Origin of the sequence: Paenibacillus sp. 37 (assembly GCF_008386395.1) — a bacterium.
GTDB lineage: Bacteria > Bacillota > Bacilli > Paenibacillales > Paenibacillaceae > Paenibacillus > Paenibacillus amylolyticus_B.
This window is the reverse complement of sequence record NZ_CP043761.1, coordinates 1,268,431-1,289,026: the sequence shown is the minus strand read 5'-3', so window position 1 is coordinate 1,289,026 and position 20,596 is coordinate 1,268,431. Positions and strand designations below refer to the sequence as shown.

Genomic DNA, 20,596 nt, shown 5'->3' with positions numbered 1-20,596 from the left:
TTTGCTTCGAGTGTACCACAGACTTGTCTGCTCATCGACTATACTGTTGCATAAATCGTACTGCCGAACGTATCGCCTGTTGACCAGCATCACTCTTCAGATCAAATTGATAATCATGTCCCAGCTTCTCTGAGGAGTTCGAGAAAAATAACGTTTCCGTATCAACATCAAGTCGCTTCAAGACTTGTGCCAGCTCAATCGATTGACTGGTCAACGGGTCAACATTGCCTGAGGTAATAAATGCAGGCGGGTACGCCGCAGTAACCTGAAGCACAGTCGACATTTCATTCAGTCTCGGGTAGTCTTCGAATGTTTTGACTCCGGTATATGACCAGAGAAATGTACGTATGAGTGGAAACCCTGTTTCCGCTACTGTACTTAGATTGTAAGGACCACAGAATAGAAGAACCCCGCGCAAATCATCCGGTTGGGCTACTCGTGTTATATTCATCAGCTTGGCTAGGGATGGATTCGTCACCACGGCCGCAGTCTGACTTGCAATCTGGGCACCTGCCGAGTTGCCTGCGAGAAATATGTTATCCGGGTCACCCTGATACTCGCTGACATGGTTCTTCACATACATCAAAGCCTGATTCGTCTGGATCACGGGAGTGGGATATGTCGTATCTGGTGCGAGCGCATAATTCATACTGACGACAACGTAACCCTGCTTGGCTAATTGTACGGCATACTCTGTGATATCCGCTTTGTCTCCCAAGACCCATCCACCGCCATGAACCCACAGCACGACAGGCAAAGGTTCCGAAGTTACGGAAGGATAATAGATATCCAGCGTACTGTCATTACGCCCTTCGTCTGCATAGAGTACATCCACAACACGAGTTATCCCATCCGAGAGCATAGTGTCCTTGTTATTCATGTCTGGATTAGCAGTTTCAATTAATGATTTTAATAAAAATACCGTTATTTTTGGTGTCCATTGTGTACCAACCCCAATAAAACCTATGATCAAAATGAGTACAACGCTGGGAATCCAGTACCGTTTACGTTTAAAACCTTTTGCCCCCGTACGTTTCGTTTCCAATTTGGACTGCAATAGTTCCACCTCGTTCCATCATCATCGAAGCGTCTTTACATCTAAAGTGGTGTACGTAGCAGGGAGAACCAGGTTTCCTCTTATTTGGGTCTCTTCGCGATTTCCTGTCTGACTTTCACATACGTAGTAAATACTTTTTGCTCCAGTGTATGAATGTTTTGTTTTGTGCCTGTCCACTTCTCTGCTGCAGAAGCCAATGTGTTCAATGAGCTGAGTACACGTGACGTTTGGCCTTGCTTTGTATTCTGTTTGAACTGTTGTAGAGCGTTGGAATATCGTTCTTTAGCCAAACTCGCCTGTTTTTTAGCCGTTTGAATCTGTTTCTTCGCGGAGTCGGCCCCTGCTAGTATAACTCGTAAACGTTTTATTTCAGCGCTCTTCCGTTTACGTGCTTCAGCAAGTTCCTTTTTCTTGATCCGGATGTCTTCTCTGGCAAGTTTCACAACGGGTTTCAACGTCTCTGCCTGAGTACGGATCGCTGCACTCCATTCCTTATTTTTGATGGCTTTGGCTGCATCCAACTGTCTATTGACTGAACTATAGAGGGCGAATAGCGGCTCATATCGGGCTTGGGTTTGCTTTACCTTTTCGGCTAGAGCTGCGACCTTCGCGTCATCGGTTTGTCTTATTTCTACACGTAATCGCTCCAATTCCGCGGTATTGGCGGCATGAAGTGTCTTTACCTTTTGTTCCCAAGTTTGCTCTTGAGCCTTCCAGTTCCCCACTTTCTCATACGCTTGCTTCAACGTTAACTTGGTTTGTGCATCGGCTTTGTTCAAAACGGAATCCCAGGCTTTCTGCGCTGTTACGCCAAGATCTATGCCCGCAGCCTCCACTGAAGAAGCAAAATAAATCGTGCCTGCGCTGAACAGAATCACAAGCCCTATAAGTAGGCGTGATCCGAAAATAAGATGAGCGAATGATGACCATTGAGAGCGTTGGACTTTACTGTGATTCATCATGTGATTATGGCTTCCTTCTGTTAGAGAAAAGCAAGGGTTTTCACTCGTCCCCATTGGAGATAAATCTTCTAAAGCTAAACCTTCGATATGCTGTCGACCCTTCTTTCCTTCTACCAAGCCATGATGTTCCATGAAGTGATGTGAGCTTGATCGTTCCAATGGGGAACGACCACATACCATGGCTAACATGGCCTCCTGTTCACTTATCATTTCCTTCCATGCTTCTGTTTGCATGCGTTTCTACACCCTTTCTTCTAAAATATGTAGCAAAATAGCCAACGAAATCAGCGAACGACAAAAAAGCACCCGCAAGTCAGGCATTAGCCTGCTCTTACGGGTGCTTCCCTCATAAGCCGTTCCATATGAGATTCGATTGAACGAGTCGCTCGAACCTTTCCTTTTTCTAATATATTCCATTCGTTGTATCTGGTCAAGTCGTGCTAGTTTGACTGGTCTAATATCAACCCTTTAATCAACGGGAGAACCCTTCCCGCTTATCGATAACAACTGATATAGCTTAGCTTATTGATTGACCAGAATAGCTTTCATCGCCTCGGTCAGATCCTCTTCTTTCAGCATCATATAGATGTTCTCGCCACGAGTTACATTCAACTTGATCTGATAAATGGTATCTTTCTCTGTTAGATAACCAGACCGTTGACGTTTGAGCAAATCACTAATGATTTCTTTGTTTTTAGTCGCTATCTGTTTGTTACCACTTAGATTTCCATCGATATATTCTGGCTCCGGAGTAGTCCACTGAAGCGAACCCGGACTGTTAATCTCCTGCTTCGCAAACTGAGCGGAGACAATCTCATCTGCCTGGACAAGCAACTGGTCATATAGTTGGTTCTCCTTCAGCCAAGCCAATACCCGATCATAGCTAGGTTTGATCTCAAAGTTCCACATCTCCCTCGGTTGAAACGGATCTTTCGAAGACGAATCCTGATTCATCTCTGCGTAAGCAAACGACTGCCACGGGGAGCGCTGTTCTTCGTAGGTTTGATCCAAAATGTCCTGTCTCAAGAGTTCCTTGAATTCACGGACTTGCTCCGGATTGCTAATATACACCTTTCGGTATGAACTAGTGGCAGAGCGAATGCCAAAACTTAATGCCTCTTCTTCCAGCTTATACGTTTCAAAGGCAACTCTTTTGTAATCCTGGGACTGTTTCAGAGCCATTAATTCCTGATGGAATTCCGTTTCTGGGATGTAGTATTTACGTTTCATCACCTTGCCGTTATCCAGCTTGTAGTTAATTAATATGGACTCATCATTACGCAAACCTGTATTAATTGGATCATCCAGTAAAGGAAGATCGGAATCCACAATTTTTTGATGAAGAGCGATAACTGCCCCCATGTATTCCGGATCATTAGAATAGAGGTGAGCATCGTCCTTTTTCTGACTGACACCGTTACTGTAGGTATAACTCTCCCCGCCAAGCTTGATGCTGTTCACCTTGCTCATTTCAGGCACTCGAGCGGCGTATCCATTCCAGTCGGCAATAGGTACGTACAGTATCAGACCAGCGATGATACCATATAGAATCAGCTTGGGTAGCAGCCTGCTGCTCCAGATCAGCCATGTTTTGCGAATAATCATCTCCGCAACGATATAACCTACAATTCCGCCGAGGATATATCCGAATATTCCCCATCCAGCTGATCCTCTTGGAGCAATCATTGTAAAGTAACCTCCGCCAATCAGAACCAACGTAAACATTAATCCAAAGCGGAATATAGGTTTTATAAGCTTAAACGTAACTGCTTGAGTAGCAGATTCAACCTGTCTCTTCGCATAAAGTACATAGGTTAGAGGAATAAACAGGATTGCAAATATCGCATAGATAATTAACTCCTGACGGATTACAGGGAGGTTACTGATCGAACCCACACGCAGGACAAGTGAAAGTTTCTCCGCATTAAAGCCCACTTCTTCAAAAGCATATCCGAGCAAATAATGCTGGAGATGAAGTGACATAATGAACCATACGACAACAGGTAACAAGACGAGTGCGTACACGGTGAGTCCCTGCAATACAGATTGACCAATGCACATACCGACCGCCACAGTTAGCATGAACATAAACAGCGAGTAGATACTCATGCTCAAGCCCCACATCCAGATTGTACTGCCATCGAACAGAAAAGCAGGTTGATCCAGTACCGTCCATACCCAGCCGGTGATCGCAGTTGTAATCCAGATTGGAATCAGGATCATGGCAAATCCGGTCAACAGATTCACCGTTAATAGATGTTTACGACGTAAAGGCAAACTATGGAACAGATCCGAAGGTGTACCGGATTGAACATAGCGGAAAAGAAAGATACCCGCAGCTACCGGCAGTGTGATAGCGAACAAAATCTGCACTTCACCATTGGCCTGAAACAAACTTGTAATCTGCTGTGGCACGTCCCTGTACTCGGTAGCGATATATAACGGAAGTGAGAACAACAATGTGATGAGAAATAAAACGCCTATCCATCCATGCTGTCTGAAATTTTGGATCAGGATGCCCCGGTTACAGAACAATCGGTTGAATATCATACCCTGCGTCCTCCATTTCGTAGATAAAGATTTCTTCAAGCGTCAGAGGCAGTACATCCAGCAGGTACGGATCATGTATACGGAATTGATCGGTTACCTGTTGTCGGTTGCCTTTGACAATGTACAGGGATACGCTTCCCCGTTTCTCTTCATGCAAGATATCAATCTGCTCATCCATGGCTTTGGCATGGTCCGGGTGGCGGAAAGCAACTTGGATTTTATGCGTATCGGCCTTCAGATCATCAAGATCCTTCTCTACAATAATTCGGCCTTTGTGCATAATCGCCACATGGTCACACAGATCTTCGATCTCACGCAAGTTGTGGGACGAGATGACAATAGTTACTTGACGCTCAGCTGCTTCCTGGAACAGCAAGTTTTTGATCTGCTGGCGCATGACCGGATCGAGGCCGTCAATCGGCTCATCCATCAGCAGCACTTCAGGCATACAGCTAAGTCCCAGCCATACGGCTGCCTGACGGCGCATTCCTTTGGACATGCGATGTAACTTGCGTTTGACATCCAGCTTGAACACGGTCGCTAGTTGCTTGAACCGTTCCTCATTCCAGCGCGGATATACGGAACGATAGAATGCAGCCATCTGAGTTATTGAAGATTGTGGGAAAAAGTAGGGCGAATCTGCCATAAAGATTGTGCGGCCTTTGAGATCCATATTTTCATAAATCTCATGATCTTCGATACGAACAGTCCCGCTGTCCTGACGGTAAATACCAGCCATCATTTTGAGCAGCGATGTCTTACCTGCCCCGTTGGAACCGAGCAAACCATAGATCGATCCCTTATGTATGTTCATCGTTACGCCATCTACTGCCTTTTCCTGTTCAAACGCTTTGACGACTTGATTCAGCTCAATCATGAGGCTCCTCCTTCTCTATACGGGCCATCGCTTCCTCAAACAAAAGCGTCATATCCGCTCTGGTCAAACCGGAATACGAAGCTTCTGCAATCAACTTCACCAGAGACTCTCTGATCTCATCTCTCATGGCTTCATTCGGATGTTCCACTGACGATGATACGAAGCTTCCTTTTCCCTGCAAAGAATAGATGTAACCTTCACGTTCAAGCTCGCGATACGCTTTTTGAATCGTATTCGGATTCACAGTCAGCTGCGTGGATAACGCACGAACGGAAGGAAGCTGCTCGTCGGGCTTTAGAATACCGTATACGATCATCTCTTTGACTTTGTCCACCAGTTGCTCGTAGATCGCCTTACGGCTGCGTACATCTAATTCGAACATCCCGCACCTCCTTTCTGTAAATGTGTGAAATAACCTATGGGTTTTAAATGACTGTATCTGAAGTGTATTAGGTGTATTAACTGTACTACTATTATTAATACAGTTGAATCGGATTGTCAACTGTTGACTTTGACTTCCTGTTTTATTCGGAGTACGTTAATAAAGATAGGTTATATGGTTTATTTGACATATAAAACTATTGGAAGCAAGTTCATTTCGACTTAGGACGCGGCACGATCAGGGTGACGTTCACATGAGGTGAGGCAAAACGGCTATCTGAAGCGATATGGCTAGATGGGGCTACTCGAAGTGATACGGCTACCCGCAACCTTCGCTTGACCGCTTTTGACAGAATTACATGCAAAGGTTGTTCAGGTCTTTCCCCTTCCGTTATGATGGAGATGAAATATTGTTCAATAATCACTGTATCTTTGTTACTTTTTTGTGCGCGTTTAATCTGATTGATTGTTAGGTCTGTTATGCGTATATATGTTGTGTTGCGTTATAGATCTATTGTCTGCACAAACGGTAGGCCGTACAGCAGGCAGCTGTATCCCAGTTAGCAAAACTGTTCATTTGCTTTAAATTCGGGTTTGCACAAGTGAGCTACTATATAGGGAACGGGTGTAGACCCGGCCAGTTTTTCATTTGGTTTGTGGTAAATAATCCGATGGCCCGATATATAATTAGCGTTGAATGGGTCGGGGCAGTATTGAGCCTTTTCAATCGTTTATCTGTTCGTTTGGAGGGTCAACTCGTGTTGTCCGCACTGAGCATACATATTGTAGATATGTCTTTCAAAGGGTGGACACGGACATAAGCAATCAACCTGGAATTGATATTCAACATATAGATTATTTGAAAATTTTAATCCTTAAAAGTCTATATGTAGTGTTTCATTTTCCTGAATGGATATAGTATCTTTTGAGAAAAAGTGTCCACTCTTTGAAAGACAAAATGAAGATAAATGTCCTTTTGTAGTGAACAAATATGTGCCCGAATTCCATTTATACAAGTTGAACTATAGATTTACACAGAAATATACAAGCCAGTAATAACTCAAAGAAGTGTAGCTAAAAGCTTGTTGTAAGATAGATGCTATGGAAGCATATGCTGCGCCTCTAATACCTCATAAGGAGAATCCGAGATGAATGAACATAGACAGGATGAAGATCAGAATAATAAACCAAACGCATCATTCGAAAATAGTGGACACCACGGGGATTCAACTGGGGAAATAAACAATTCAGATATAAGACCGGTACAAGCAAATTCATCACAACGTGTGTTAATTGTAACCGCGGTTGATGCGGAAAAAGATGCGGTCCTCCGTGGTTTGGGAGACACGGCCACGGAACGATTTGACGTCATCGTAGCGGGCGTTGGCCCATCCTCGGCCGCAGCAGGAACAGCCGCTACATTGGCATATGCCGTAGCGGCTGCAAGCACTATGGCGTTGGCGCACGGTTCCACCGCGCCAAGCCCATCGGATGTGGCACAGACATCTGCCACATCTTCAAGGCCAGGGCCCCTTGCCGGGACCGGTAGTTCACCAGCCTACATGCTGGTGATCAGTGCCGGCATTGGCGGCGGGTTCCCCGGCCGGGCAGACGTCGGCTCCCTCGTGGTAGCCGACGCCATGGTTGCCGCCGATCTGGGCTCGCAGACGCCAGACGGCTTCCTTAGTGTGGACGAGCTCGGATTCGGCTCGTCCATTGTGGCGGCGGACGCGGAGCTTGCCGCTCGCCTGCGCCATGAGCTGCAGCGGGCCGGGCTCGCTGTCAGCGGAGGCACTGCGATCACCGTGTCCACGGCGACCGGAACAGCGGAGACGGCCGCGGAGCTATTGCGCCGCGTGCCGGATGCCGCCGCCGAAGGTATGGAAGGCTTCGGCGTGGCAACTGCTGCCCAGCAGTTCGGCGTGCCAGCACTCGAACTGCGGGCCATATCCAACGCGGTCGGTCCACGCGACCGCGACGCTTGGCGCATCAAGGATGCCCTCGATGCGCTTCAGGCTGCAAGTTCCATTTTACGGGAGGTTATTACATCATGAAAATTGCATTTTCCCCTTGTCCAAATGATACATTTATCTTTCACGCGTGGGTGCATGGGTTGATCCCGGGCGCACCTGAGCTGGATGTCCGTTATGCTGATATTGATATTACGAATGGTCTGGCGGCAAATCCCGATGGACCCGATACACCTGAAGTGATGAAAATATCTTATGCAGCATTGCCATACGTGTTGTCTGACTATGCTCTACTCCCTGCTGGTGGCGCACTCGGCAGAGGATGCGGTCCTTTGGTTCTTACCGCAAATGGCACGACCGATCCAGCCTATCTGTCTGGACGGAGAGTCGCTGTACCAAGCGAGCGCTCGACAGCATACATGTTGTTCCGTCTATGGGCAGCACAAAATGTTCCTGGCGGCGTAGGTGAAATTGTTGTCATGCCATTCGACCAGATCATGCCCGCTGTTCGAGACGGCAAGATCGATGCCGGACTTGTTATCCATGAAGCACGCTTCACGTACCAGAACTATGATCTCAAACTGATGACGGATCTTGGTAACTGGTGGGAAAGCGATACGGGTCTTCCGATTCCGCTCGGAGCAATCATTGCACGTCGCAACATGGATGCTCACGCCCTCGCCGGATGGGCACGCGCCTCCGTTGAATATGCATGGGCGCACCCGGATGAGTCGAGAGCATACGTGATGGAACACGCCCAAGAAATGGACCCTGACGTTGCTGCACAGCATATCGGACTGTACGTTAATGAATTTAGCGCCAACCTGGGCGATGATGGGTATGGTGCGATTACTGCACTTCTTGGTCGTGCCATGAAGGAAGGACTTGTTCCCGAGTTCGATCTTGATCTGTTGCGGATCTAACATTTGATTGTTTTCAGCTATTTCTTTAGTTATTTCTTTAGCTATTTTGTGGGCTATAATCTGTACGCTCTACATCTAACGAACCTTACGCACCTTATTTAGCCGAATATCATGCGTTGAGAATTCTAACGAATCTCAGACACCGTATTCGGGTAAATCTTGTTCAAATTGCCGATAAACTCTCACACTCAAGCACAATAACGATCCTACGATTCGTTAGAAATCGGTAAGTGCGGATTTTCGGCTAATAGCGTGTACTCGATTCGTTAGAGTCCTGCATAGGGTACATTCCGGGATAAAAACTTTTTAACTAGCCAGGTGATGGTGGTGTCCCAGGGTCTTGTTTTTTTATCAGAGCTTTGGTAGCATCAAGATACTTGCTTCAAACTAGTGACCTCACTAACCATCTTGGACTTCACTACCCATGACACATAGCACACGAAAAAGAAAGAGCTGTCCCTTAACGTCAGACTTATGACGGTGGGACAGCTCTTTTTTTGACTATATATAACTCTATATTCACTTCATACTTACACTCATACCTATCATCCTACTCAACCCAAGATAGAAGCAGAAAGAAACCCATGCGACTCCACGCTCTCCACGTCATCTTGAACCCTACTGTATTCCATCATCCCAGCCTACTGCTCTCCCATTCACAACTGCGGTCTACGATACGAATAAACCATCGCCTACGCTCTGCTGCAACCGCAGCCGAACGACCGCAACCATCCCTACGAATCAGCCGCAACCGTGCGAATCATGATCCGCAGCGCATCCAGCATCATGGGAATTGGTAGCGAAGGGACGGAAGGCTGCAACACAGCCATCGCTGTCGAGGCCGGAAAGTGTACAAATCCGGCACGGATTGGAAGTTGCCCTACTCGAATGTGATCCAGTACCCGGTACATCGTGTTGTTGCAGATATATGTACCTGCTGTATTAGACACGGTAGCTGGAATACCCGCTGCGGACATGTCATTCACCATGGCACGTATGGGCAACGTGGAAAACAAACCGTCCGGGCTGCCATCTACAATTGGCTCGTCCACAGGATGCTGTCCTTGGTTATCTGCATAGGAGCCAGGCGGAATGTCTTTGACATTAACGGCAATCCGCTCCGGTGTGATGCACGTTCTGCCCTTGGCCAGCCCACAGGCGATGACCACATCTGGCCGATAGGCTTCCATCTCTGCGATCAGCAGGTCTGCACATTCATCAAAGTGCACGGGCAACAACACTGTTTTTAGCTCAGCACCCTCGATCACTTCGTTTGCAAGAGCCTCCATTAACGCCCCCGTCGGATTCACCGCATCTCCGCCAAAAGGTTCAAACCCGGATATCAGAATTTTCACCATCACACGTCAGCTCCTGTCTGTTTACTCCGATTTGTAACGCAATCCCCACTGGCCCCGGATCGTATCCATCAGCTTCATGATTTCCAGGGATTCGTCCAGTTTAATAGTATGGCTCTCCGTGCGGCCTTCCAGGATGCAACGTCCCGCTTCTTCTGCCTCAAAAGCATAACCAATGCATGTTCGATCATCCGTAAACTTCTCGGGCTCGTCCTGACCATTCACATGCAGATAGGCTTCTTTACCCGCCAGGAATAAAGGCAGACGAATCTTGCCTTCCGTACCGTATATGACCGCTTCATTACTGAGGTTCAGACGAATGGCAGCACTCAGTGAGGCAGAACGCCCCTCGGAATAGGATAACAATACGGAAAATTGCTCATCCACACCCGTCTCACCGATATTGGCCGTACTCCATACATGCTGGGGCTGTTCGCCAAAGATCATCGAAGCAAAGGAGATCGGGTACACCCCTGCATCCAGCAAAGCTCCTCCACCCAGATCCGGATTAAGCAACCTTCCTTCCGGCTCCCAGCCGACACGGAATCCAAAGTCTGCCTGCAGCAAACGTACTTCACCGATTCGACCTTCTGCGATCCATGCTCTGGCTTGAGCAATCGGCGGCAAAAAGCGTGTCCACATCCCTTCCATCAGGAAAAGATTGCGCTCCCGTGCCGTCTCCACCAGTTGCTCCAACTGGCGTGCATTCATCGTAAACGGCTTTTCACAGAGCACCGCCTTGCCTGCCTCCAGACAAGCCATTACATTTTCCTTATGCACAGGATGAGGTGTTGCCACATAGATAATATCTACTTCAGGATCTTGAAGCATCTCATCATAAGAACCGTAAGCGCGTGCAAAACCATATTCAGCTGCAAACTTCTCCGCACTTCCCGCTGTCCGTGAACCTACCGCTGCTTTCACAGCGTTTCCTGCATGCTCCAAATCCCTTGCAAACTGGGATGCAATCCATCCCGTGCCCATAATGCCCCAACGTACTTTTTCCCGTCCCGCTACTTCTGTCATATTAAAGCCTCCCTACTGCAAATGGTGTTAAAAAGGTTCATGATTCAGATCAGGCCAACAGGTTATCCCCTTTATTTTACCAAAAAGAAAGGCTTACGTCAGAAAACGATTTCGATTATGTATTCTCATTAGAATTCCAGTTCATCAGGGACTTGAACATCTCTGTGTACATTTCAATTCTCCAGTAGATTTGCTAAGATTATCAGCAGACCAGGAGCCAAAAGGTCTTGTCCCTTGGCATGGTTGTAACCAGCAATAATCCGGTTAAATCAACCATCACACCTGATCAACAACATCCTATCCCTGTCTTACAGGTTAAAAAAATATCTGACAATACTGCGAACGGGCCCTGACAGACAAGACAGCCAATAATTATACTCCAGCGTCTCCGAGCTGACGGTAAGCTCTTGGTATAGTTATCACAAAGCGCGATCCAGATTTTGCACATGTGTCCACACGGCATGATCCGGATTCGAGCGAATATAGTCCCGTTCCCGATTCAATCATTAACCAAATAACTTTTCATAAGAGAGGAGGTCGCAAGCACCATGACTACCATCCCCAGTACCACCCACAGCGGCATGAATCCACACACGTTACATCAGCAGACGAGTCCCAATTTAGAAAAGGAACCCTTAAACCGGGCAGATCTGGATGCATTCCTGAATGATACCCTGATCGAACTTCGTCAGGCAGAACATATAAACCATGGAAAATGGCGCTGGTCCACTACTGAACTTGCTCATCATACCTTTATATACATGCACAAATTCACAGGCGAACTAATCATAAATGGGGCCGAATCCCACATGGCTCGCAAATCAGCTTGTCTGTGCTCACCAGGAACTGCAATTGAACTGATCGGAGATGAAGACCATGATATTGAACTATATATCATTCACTTCGATCTGTATCGGGCTACGGAGAAAACAAAAGCCAGACGAATCTACGAACGTGAGCTCAATTCACCTGTTACAGGCTGGATTCAGGGCCCATTTTACGGTATACAGCGCATTGCCGCACAGCTTACACAATTAACCAGCGAAGGTTTGGAAACAGGCTTGAAAGCACAGCTCCTCCTGACGGAACTGTTACATATGCTCTGGCCTCAAGAAGACCCCACTGACGAAACGGCTGGACAGGATGAACCGGAACAGTGGCTCAGGTCCACCCTGCAATACATGCGCGAAAACTACATGCACGAGATCAAGCTGGAAAATCTGGCCGAATTGGCTGACATGCATCCGTCCTATTACTCACAGCTATTCAAGAGTCGCATGCAGAAAAATCCGATTGAATATATCACTCATCTGCGGATGAACCGGGCCAAGGAATTGCTGCTCACTTCCGAACTGCGTATCCGTGATGTGGCTCGTGAAGTGGGTTACCGTGACGAATTTTATTTCAGCAGACGTTTCCGAAACCATGCCGGTTATGCGCCAACTTCCTATTCGAAGCAGGTCCACCGAAATATCGTGTCACTCTCCTATCCATACACGGACCACCTGATGACACTTGGCATCACGCCATGCGCAGCTCAGATCCAGGGTCACCTGCCTCATCTGCCCAAATCGCTGGCACTGCCCTTCCACGCTTATGAACCGTGGGAACAGGGACGTCAGGCTTTCCTCGATGTGAATCCTGATTTGATTCTGACCAAGGACAATGCAGCTGCCAAAGCGATGGAGCATATTGGCGATGTCGCTCCCATCATCACGATTCCCTGGAACCAGACAGATGTCTTCGGTCATCTGCATCAGATTGCATCCATTGTGGATCGTACCCAAGCAGCCACAGATTGGCTGGATCGACATGAACGCAAGGCAGAGCGTGCACGCAAAAAAATCAAGGAATTGGCCGGGGATATCACCGTTGCCGTTGGCACGTTAACGCCTAAAGGTCCACGGATGTACAGTCATCGGAACTTTGGCCATGTCTTTTATCGAACTTTGCAATTGGCCGCTCCTCAGCGCATTCAGACCGAACTGGCTGGCAAACCTCCCGGCGTTGGATTCAACTGGCTGCCCTTCACACCAGGCGAATGGGACGGACTGGAGGCGGACGTTTTGGTACTGGCGATTAATTCTATGCATGAAAAGGCAACACTGTTGAAAGAGATGGCTTCGAATCCACTATGGAACAGCCATCCTGCGGTAAAAAACGGACGTGTGCATCTCATTGACTGGAACTCATGGGTCGTATATGCTCCATATTCCATTAACATCCAGCTTGATGAAGCGCTCTCTATGTTGACGAACAAACCTTCACTTTTGTAATCTAAAAAATGTCCATCTCCAGAATCTTAATTTATGCCATGTACGGGCCTGAATTAAGATTCTATAATGATCACTAATTGATAATGATAATCAATAACAATGAAATACGTTGTTGGTACCAAAGGAGTGACCCGTATTCAACATCCGGGACTGCCACATCGTCCGTCTAATTCAAGAAAATCTCCAGTGACCGTTGGGCTGACGTTTTTGTCTGCCATAGCCATACTGCTGCTAAGTATGTTTGTCGCCATCTCTTTAGGTGCCAAAGGGTTAACGCTGGAAACCGTATGGGCTGCCATATTTCAGTACAACCCAGCTTTGACACCACATCAGATTATTCATGAACTGCGGCTGCCTCGTGTCCTTGCCGCGGTTATTATCGGTGCTGCCTTTGCTGTTGCAGGAGCTTTAATGCAAGGCATTACACGTAATCCGCTGGCAGACACGGGCATTCTGGGCATCAATGCTGGAGCCACTTTTGTGGTAGCACTGAGCTTCGCCTTTTGGCCCGGACTGTCATACGGCTGGATCATGGTTTTATCATTCGTGGGGGCTGTTCTGGGCACACTGCTTATCTTCCTGCTTGGCATGGCAGCACCGGGTGGTCTAAATTCCATTAGACTGACCGTTGCTGGGGCCGTTATTGCAGCCATGTTAACCTCGCTCAGCACAGGCGTTGCCATTTATTTTGACCTGAGTCAGGATCTGGCCTTCTGGTATGCGGGAGGTTTTGGCGGAATAGAATGGCGGCATCTCAAGCTGATTCTTCCTGTGCTGCTCGTGACACTGGTGCTGATTATGCCACTCGCCCGGCGTGTATCGCTGATGTCACTCGGTGAAGAAGTAGCGATTAATCTCGGGATCAACCTGCGCTGGACGAGGTTTCTCGCCCTAGCAGCGGTTGTTGTGCTGGCTGGTGTGTCCGTGTCGGCAGTAGGCTCGATTGGATTTGTCGGACTGGTCATCCCTCATATCTCCCGCAAACTGGTGGGTGTGGATTATCGACTCATCATTCCGATGTCTTCTCTGCTTGGAGCGATATTACTGGTGCTCGCCGATCTGGGCTCACGCATTGTGAACCCGCCCGAGGAGCTCGCGGTAGGCATTATGGTCGCCTTTGTTGGTGTACCGTTCTTCCTCTATCTGGCCCGTAAAGAAAGGAGGGCCTTGTAGTGATGAATTTTAATACACCTTCACGAGGTAAACGTTCAATAATCGTCAGTATCACGCTGCTCTGCATCGCCATTGCCGTTATTGTGATCAGCCTGAACACGGGAACCATTCGTCTCTCCCCAGCGGCTGTGTTCCAGACTTTGCTTGGTAATGGCAGTTCGGATGATCAGATTGTACTGTTTGATTACCGACTGCCTCGCATTCTGGTAACTGTACTGGCCGGAGCGGGACTTGGTATTGCCGGAGCAGCCTTGCAAGGGATCACCCGCAATCCATTGGCGGACCCGGGCATTCTGGGATTACATGCAGGGGCAGCATTTGGACTAATGGTGTTTGTTAGTCTCTCCTTTACGATGGATGGCTCTGTGGCCTTGCTGATTCCGTTGTTCGCTTTTGCAGGCAGTGTTGCCGCCGCCCTGATCATCATGCTGTTGTCTTATGATCGCCATAACGGCGTATCACCCATTAAGCTGATTTTGGTGGGAATTGCGGTAGCGGCCGGGTTCCATGCGTTAACACTCTATCTATCCCTGCGTCTGGATGAAGACACTTATTCCTTTGCCGCTCGCTGGCTCGCAGGAAGCGTCTGGGGCCGGGATTGGATTCATGTGCAAGCTTTGCTTCCCTGGGTGGTGCTATGTATCTCGTACATTTGGAGTCGATCCAAAACACTCGATGCCTTCAATCTTGGAGATGCTGCCGCAACCAGTATCGGGACACCTGTCCGATCCCAGCGTGTGATTTTGCTGCTCTGTGCCGTGGCTTTGTCTGCCGTAAGTGTATCGATGGCTGGTGGGATCGGCTTTATCGGTCTGGCCGCACCACATCTGGCGCGTAGGCTTGTTGGTCCGATGCATCGGCATTTGATCCCTGCTGTCGGGCTCATCGGCATGGTTATTCTGGTGACCGCCGACACGGTCGGGCGAACGATCTTTCAGCCTAACGCCATTCCGGCAGGTGTAGTGGTTGCTGCGATTGGCGCACCTTACTTTTTGTACCTGTTAGTACGAAGCAAGTGATCTTTTTTTCAAAAAACAATAAAGACATCCAAGAGATGTTCAAGGAGAATGTGACTACCTATGTTACAGAAAAATCTTATGCTTGTCCTGAGTATCTGTCTGGTGCTTGTACTCGCTGCCTGTGGAACGGCCAATGATTCATCATCTGCTTCTGGTGGTTCGTCTACGGATACTTCAACCAACAATCAAGACAACAGTGCAAATACGGGAGAGCAACGCATTGCCTCCATGTCGATCCACCTGACCAATGATCTGCTGTCTCTCGGCATTACGCCGGTTGGTTCTGTTATCGGTGGAGAAGCCAAAGGTTTCCTGTCCCATGTTGCTGATCAACTTCAAAATACAACGCCACTTGGTCCGGTTAAAGACCCGGATATGGAAGCTTTGCTTGCCCTGAAACCCGATGTGATCTATCTGGACGAAGAATTCTCCGGTGGTGATATTGCCAAATTCGAAAAAATTGCTCCGGTGCATGTCTTCAATCTGGATGACGGTACATGGCGCGACCATCTGAAAGACATTGGCAAACTCGTGAATCGCGAGAAGGAAGCCGAGCAATACATTCAGGACTACGCGACTGAGACGGAAGAAGTGAAATCTCTGATTCATGACACGATTGGTGATGGTACCGTAATGGCGATTCGTGTTACTGCCAAAGAATTACGTGTGTTCAGTACACGCCGTCCCATGGGTCCCATTTTGTATGATGATCTCGGTCTGACGCCTGCCAAAGGCATCACAGATATCGATTCGACGAAACCGTATCAAGTCGTCTCTCGTGAAATCTTGCCGGACTATAATGCAGATGCGATCTTTGTGGTTGTGAATTCAGATGATGAAGCCCAAACCATGTTTAAGGAGCTGCAAAACAATCCGATCTGGCAAGGTCTGAAAGCAGTCAAAGCTGGCCATGTCTACCCGATTGGGGCACAGCCTTGGCTCGATTACTCATCGATTGGTAATAAAATGGCCATGGATGAAGCGAAAGAAATGTTCTCCAAAAAATAACCAAAAAAAACCTCACTTTGAAATCGGAACAGCGTTTGTATGAATCATACGTACACTCTATTCCCCTCAAAGCTGAGGTTTTTTGCTTTGGACCTGTCAGCAAGCTGCAATCTATCCTCTTCCACCAAGTACACTCACACTGTACAGACAATAATCTCAACATCCGTGTCGGCAAAAGCTTTCTGAATAATTGGGCTGACTTTCTCCCATTTCAGTCTGTCCAGCCCGCATCCTATTCGGGGCATAGCCAGTTTAGTGATGCCTTCCATCACACATACGTCCCGCATGGATTCTACTGCATTCGTCAACGATTGGTACGTCGGCTTATTGGAGAACTTTGCCTTGGTGACCAAATTCAGCGTCCGTCCTACCGGATAACATCGTCCAATCTCAAGCGGCTCTTGTTTGGCCTGTTCTTGAAGATTCTCCAATCCGAATCGCTCCCGGAACTGGACCGCAATGCCCTTCCCCATCCTTGCATCGGCTGATATGCAGTGTGCAAGCGTGTAATCATCCCCCAGTTCAAATAAATCCTGTTCTCTCTCATGAAACTGCATCGCATTCCTCTCCTTTATCAAGCGCTCTCATTCAATAGTTGAACTAAAGATTATTTACACTGACACTACGATGACAGAACAACCTTCCAATCGCTGTTATCCCCAGATTTTTTCGATTCCCTTTTTCTAGACGGGAAAATCCAGGGATAAAGGCGAACGCTTTGCTTTTTCAGGTTTTTTCTGTCCTCTCCGTTATCGTGCAAATGATTAGTTCAAACTATGTAGATCCCTTATTTTTTTATTAGGCCTCTGCCAAAAAACGTTGAAACGCCTTTAATGTTCTCTGACCTGCTGATCGATCATATACGGCAAATACAATTCGTTCAAAGGCGTCCTTACATGCCTCTCCCACTAACACATCATGAAAATACTTCGCTACCACTGCCGGATCATTGCGAAATACGCCGCAACCGTACGCGCCCAGAACAATCGTGCGGTGACCATTCGCAGAAGCCACGTCCAGAATATAACGGATGCGTTCCTTCATCACCGACTCAATCTGTAGATCATCCGCTTCTCTACGCTCTTTCACCACACCCGCATTCACCGCCGGCGCAGTAATGAATGATGATACATAATACTTGTCCAGCAGTCGGTCTTCATCATCACGGATCACCGGAACATCCGGTGAATAGATCATATAATTCGAATATAGGCCCGATCGCTGTTTGCGATTGTAATCGTACATTTCATCCATTTGAGCGATGCACGGGTATAGTCCTGTCGCTCGGGCCAGACTCTCTTCCTGTGCCTGACTTCCGCCAAGGAAGCCACCGCCAGGATTTTTTGCCGATGCAAAGTTTAGACAGATCACATCTTCTCTTCCTTCAGCTACCGCCAAACGTGAAGCGGCTCCAAGTGTAGTCTCGCCAGTAACTTCAATGCGACCCAATACAGCTTCAACTTCAGATGACGGGGCCGCGGGTTGAATTCCAACATGAGCTTCTGTACGACGTTTTTCTCTGAGCGCGGACAATTCTGCTGGACGGTATAAGACCGAATTTCGGATCGCTTGCTGCACATCGTTACTTATCTCAACCTTGCGATCATAACCATTTACATATTGCCCTTCATCCAAAATAGTCAACGTCTGCTGTGCGATATTAGCCCGCTTGGAACGTGAATTAGAGCCACCATTACCAGTTGATCTATCGGGTTTACTGTCGTGGCTATAACGTCCACTGCTATTTTTGTTTTTGCTGCTATTGTTCTTATCCTGTTGTTGATCACTCATCTGAATCACTTCCTATATCTTCTCTTAGACGGGTCAGAATCTCACCCAGCCAGTTGGTTCCTCGCCATGTTCTTCGATTGCGAATGCGCGGGTCTTCCTCCGCCAGTCCCACACCCCAGATGCGATCTTCCGGGCTTGCTTCCACAAGGGTCGTTCCACGAGTGGCACGCAGCGCGGTTAGCAGTTCTTCGTTTTGTGTAAATTTGGCCCAATTCCCCTCGTAAACAATGCGCTGGCACTCAGCTTCCCATAAAGTCTGCTCGAAGCCCGTGACCTGTCTTCCCAGCTTTTTTTGTACCGAAGCAGAGCTTGCCTTCAAAATCTTGTCTGCGATGGTCTGATCCCCAAACAGCAGTGCTTTCTGGTGCATCATGTATTGCTCCGCACTCGTGTAGTGAACCCCGTTCACGGTAAAGTCCGCCGGGTGCCACTGTGAGAACGGCGATGCAGTCCGCCAGAAAAACGTAAACTTTTCCATCCATATCCCCTCTTTACTTGCTCCTCATGTATACAGCGATCCGGGCCTCTGGCCTGAGTCACTTCGTACGAGTTCATTGATTCCTACCGTTTTTCTATGGTGTATGCCTCTCTGGATTCAATCTGTATAAACGTGATGGTCGATGACCGGCACTGCTCGCATAGTCCCCCGTCTCAATGACCCAATCGGCGATTTTGCGCCGGAAGGCAGCAGCCAGCAGCTTTTTGCCACTGATGATCTCATGTACTTTCTGAAGTGCAGTCAGTGTGAACGTCTCCGGCATCAGATTGAATGCAATATCTGAATACTCGATCTTGGATCGCAGACGCTCAAGTGCATAATGAATGATTTTGGCATGATCAAATGCAATCCCCTGAACCTCACCCAACGCCAAATGATGGCTCCGCACTTTTCCTTCTATCGTTTCTTTTGTCTCAACAATGGCCGACAACTCTTCTGTTCCATTGGTCAAAATCAATTGCAGCCTGCGTTCTGTCACACGTCCACGCTCATGGATATGGCGTTTCTCTTCCAGAAGACGCTGCTCCACACGAAACCAATTGGCCTCACTGGCATCATCACCGGCCTGAAGCTCCAGCTCGCTGCTATCCACTAGCGCCATATAGGAACAGCTGATAACCCGTGTACGTGGATCTCGATCGACATCTCCCCAGGTGTACAGTTGCTCCAGATAAATATCATCCAGCCCCGTCTCCGTCAACAATTCCCGCCGAGCAGCATCTTCCAATGATTCCTGCATGGAGACAAATCCGCCCGGTAAAGCCCACTGTCCCAAATAGGGATGGCCACCTCGCCGAATCAGCAGCAACTGGAGTTCGGGTTCCGCAAGCTTGCGATAATTCTCCTGAGCTTCACTGCGAATCGTAAAGACCAACATGTCCACGGTGACGGAAGGACGTTCGTAATCACCCGCATTATACGTTTCCAAAAACTGTTGTTCACTGAGATGTGCCTGATCCTGATGCTCCTGGTAATTGGGAGCATTTCCTCCAGAGGAACCTTCGTTAGTCATACGATATAAACCCCATTCTGTTATTAACGTTTTGTTATTAACAATTAGATAATATCAATTTATCACATCGTTTTGTCTCAGGTCAATATTTCCAATCCAAAATAAATGATCTGTATTCACTTGACGATATGTCAAATCAAACTTAAAATTTAGTTAGTCGACTAACTAAATGATGTGTTCAAAAAGTCTGGTTTTCAGTACCGAGAAGATCGAATGAAGGTAGAAATGGAGTAGATGATATGAACCCAGTCCAAAATGAGCGATTAATGGGACAGCTATCCGAGCTCGTGAAACTGAAACGTTACAAAGTTCATGAGAAACTTGTAAACCACCCCGAGTTATACCCGGGGCAGCCCCCTTTGCTGTTCCAGCTTGAACGGGAGGATGGCCAATCCCAGAAAAATCTGGCCGAACAACTTCAGCGAAGCCCCGCAACAGTAACCGTCATGCTCAAGCGCATGGAAACATCCGGTTATGTGAGACGCGAAGCAGACCCGAAGGATCTGCGCAGTCTGCGGGTATACTTGACCGATCTGGGGCGCTCTGCGCTTCAAGAATTGAGAGTAGTGATTCAGGAGTTGGAACAGCAGGCTCAGAAAGATTTTACACCGGAAGAATCCCGGATCATGTCTCTACTTGCACAGCGTATGCTCCAAAACCTGCGTGAATCCTGAGGTGATGCAAACTCTCGACATCGCTAACAAAAACTGGCTTGAA

The 20,596-nt window shown here is 47.8% G+C and carries 18 protein-coding genes; 7 read left to right on the top strand and 11 right to left on the bottom strand.

Annotated features, from left to right (window positions below):
- Positions 1-31: 31 nt before the first annotated feature.
- The 5 genes from F0220_RS05665 to F0220_RS05645 form a co-directional block, all read right to left on the bottom strand.
- The gene (locus F0220_RS05665; RefSeq protein ID WP_146117098.1) at positions 32-1,045 is read right to left on the bottom strand and encodes an alpha/beta hydrolase; all 1,014 of its coding nucleotides are present in this window, start codon (positions 1,043-1,045) and stop codon (positions 32-34) included.
- Positions 1,046-1,137: 92 nt separating this feature from the next.
- Positions 1,138-2,019 (bottom strand): hypothetical protein, encoded by an 882-nt coding sequence (locus F0220_RS05660; RefSeq protein ID WP_146117099.1) that lies wholly within the window; start codon positions 2,017-2,019, stop codon positions 1,138-1,140.
- A 522-nt stretch (positions 2,020-2,541) separates the two neighbouring features.
- Positions 2,542-4,569, bottom strand: a complete 2,028-nt coding sequence (locus F0220_RS05655; protein WP_105600870.1) for a hypothetical protein — start codon at positions 4,567-4,569, stop codon at positions 2,542-2,544.
- The gene (locus tag F0220_RS05650; RefSeq protein ID WP_105600871.1) at positions 4,544-5,446 is read right to left on the bottom strand and encodes an ABC transporter ATP-binding protein; all 903 of its coding nucleotides are present in this window, start codon (positions 5,444-5,446) and stop codon (positions 4,544-4,546) included. Before F0220_RS05650 ends, F0220_RS05655 begins: the two co-directional genes overlap by 26 nt.
- Positions 5,439-5,828, bottom strand: coding sequence for a GntR family transcriptional regulator (locus tag F0220_RS05645; protein WP_105600873.1), 390 nt, complete (start codon positions 5,826-5,828; stop codon positions 5,439-5,441). Before F0220_RS05645 ends, F0220_RS05650 begins: the two co-directional genes overlap by 8 nt.
- 1,147 nt (positions 5,829-6,975) lie before the next feature.
- On the opposite strand from F0220_RS05645, the gene F0220_RS05640 reads away from it, so the two are divergent.
- The gene (locus tag F0220_RS05640; protein WP_105600874.1) at positions 6,976-7,881 is read left to right on the top strand and encodes a futalosine hydrolase; all 906 of its coding nucleotides are present in this window, start codon (positions 6,976-6,978) and stop codon (positions 7,879-7,881) included.
- On the top strand, positions 7,878-8,720 hold the full coding sequence (locus tag F0220_RS05635; RefSeq protein ID WP_091015692.1) for a 1,4-dihydroxy-6-naphtoate synthase: 843 nt from the start codon (positions 7,878-7,880) through the stop codon (positions 8,718-8,720). Before F0220_RS05640 ends, F0220_RS05635 begins: the two co-directional genes overlap by 4 nt.
- A gap of 734 nt (positions 8,721-9,454) precedes the next feature.
- On the opposite strand, the gene F0220_RS05630 is transcribed toward F0220_RS05635, so the two are convergent.
- Entirely contained in the window at positions 9,455-10,078 is a 624-nt protein-coding gene (locus F0220_RS05630; protein WP_179198483.1) for a pyroglutamyl-peptidase I, read from the bottom strand.
- A gap of 21 nt (positions 10,079-10,099) precedes the next feature.
- Positions 10,100-11,101, bottom strand: a complete 1,002-nt coding sequence (locus F0220_RS05625; RefSeq protein WP_091015694.1) for a Gfo/Idh/MocA family protein — start codon at positions 11,099-11,101, stop codon at positions 10,100-10,102.
- 548 nt (positions 11,102-11,649) lie between these two features.
- Here F0220_RS05625 and F0220_RS05620 point away from each other — a divergent pair.
- The 4 genes from F0220_RS05620 to F0220_RS05605 all read left to right on the top strand — a co-directional run bounded on the left by F0220_RS05620 (position 11,650) and on the right by F0220_RS05605 (position 16,577).
- Positions 11,650-13,377 (top strand): AraC family transcriptional regulator, encoded by a 1,728-nt coding sequence (locus F0220_RS05620; protein WP_105600876.1) that lies wholly within the window; start codon positions 11,650-11,652, stop codon positions 13,375-13,377.
- Positions 13,378-13,476: 99 nt separating this feature from the next.
- Entirely contained in the window at positions 13,477-14,550 is a 1,074-nt protein-coding gene (locus F0220_RS05615; RefSeq protein ID WP_105600877.1) for a FecCD family ABC transporter permease, read from the top strand.
- A gap of 2 nt (positions 14,551-14,552) precedes the next feature.
- Positions 14,553-15,569 (top strand): FecCD family ABC transporter permease, encoded by a 1,017-nt coding sequence (locus tag F0220_RS05610; RefSeq protein WP_105600879.1) that lies wholly within the window; start codon positions 14,553-14,555, stop codon positions 15,567-15,569.
- Between the two features lie 60 nt (positions 15,570-15,629).
- The gene (locus F0220_RS05605) at positions 15,630-16,577 is read left to right on the top strand and encodes an iron-hydroxamate ABC transporter substrate-binding protein (RefSeq protein WP_149846356.1); all 948 of its coding nucleotides are present in this window, start codon (positions 15,630-15,632) and stop codon (positions 16,575-16,577) included.
- Positions 16,578-16,711: 134 nt separating this feature from the next.
- On the opposite strand, the gene F0220_RS05600 is transcribed toward F0220_RS05605, so the two are convergent.
- The 4 genes from F0220_RS05600 to F0220_RS05585 form a co-directional block, all read right to left on the bottom strand.
- Positions 16,712-17,134 (bottom strand): macro domain-containing protein, encoded by a 423-nt coding sequence (locus F0220_RS05600; RefSeq protein WP_149846355.1) that lies wholly within the window; start codon positions 17,132-17,134, stop codon positions 16,712-16,714.
- A 241-nt stretch (positions 17,135-17,375) separates the two neighbouring features.
- The gene (locus F0220_RS05595) at positions 17,376-18,368 is read right to left on the bottom strand and encodes a TIGR02452 family protein (protein ID WP_105600884.1); all 993 of its coding nucleotides are present in this window, start codon (positions 18,366-18,368) and stop codon (positions 17,376-17,378) included.
- A complete protein-coding gene (locus F0220_RS05590) occupies positions 18,361-18,846 on the bottom strand; it encodes a riboflavin biosynthesis intermediates N-glycosidase (RefSeq protein WP_105600885.1) in 486 nt (161 codons plus the stop codon). The genes F0220_RS05595 and F0220_RS05590 overlap by 8 nt, the downstream gene beginning before the upstream one ends.
- 94 nt (positions 18,847-18,940) lie before the next feature.
- Positions 18,941-19,879, bottom strand: a complete 939-nt coding sequence (locus F0220_RS05585) for an NUDIX domain-containing protein (protein ID WP_188310523.1) — start codon at positions 19,877-19,879, stop codon at positions 18,941-18,943.
- Positions 19,880-20,118: 239 nt separating this feature from the next.
- Between F0220_RS05585 and F0220_RS05580 the strand changes: the two genes are divergently transcribed.
- Positions 20,119-20,553 (top strand): MarR family winged helix-turn-helix transcriptional regulator, encoded by a 435-nt coding sequence (locus F0220_RS05580; protein WP_149846354.1) that lies wholly within the window; start codon positions 20,119-20,121, stop codon positions 20,551-20,553.
- The last annotated feature ends 43 nt before the right edge of the window (positions 20,554-20,596 follow it).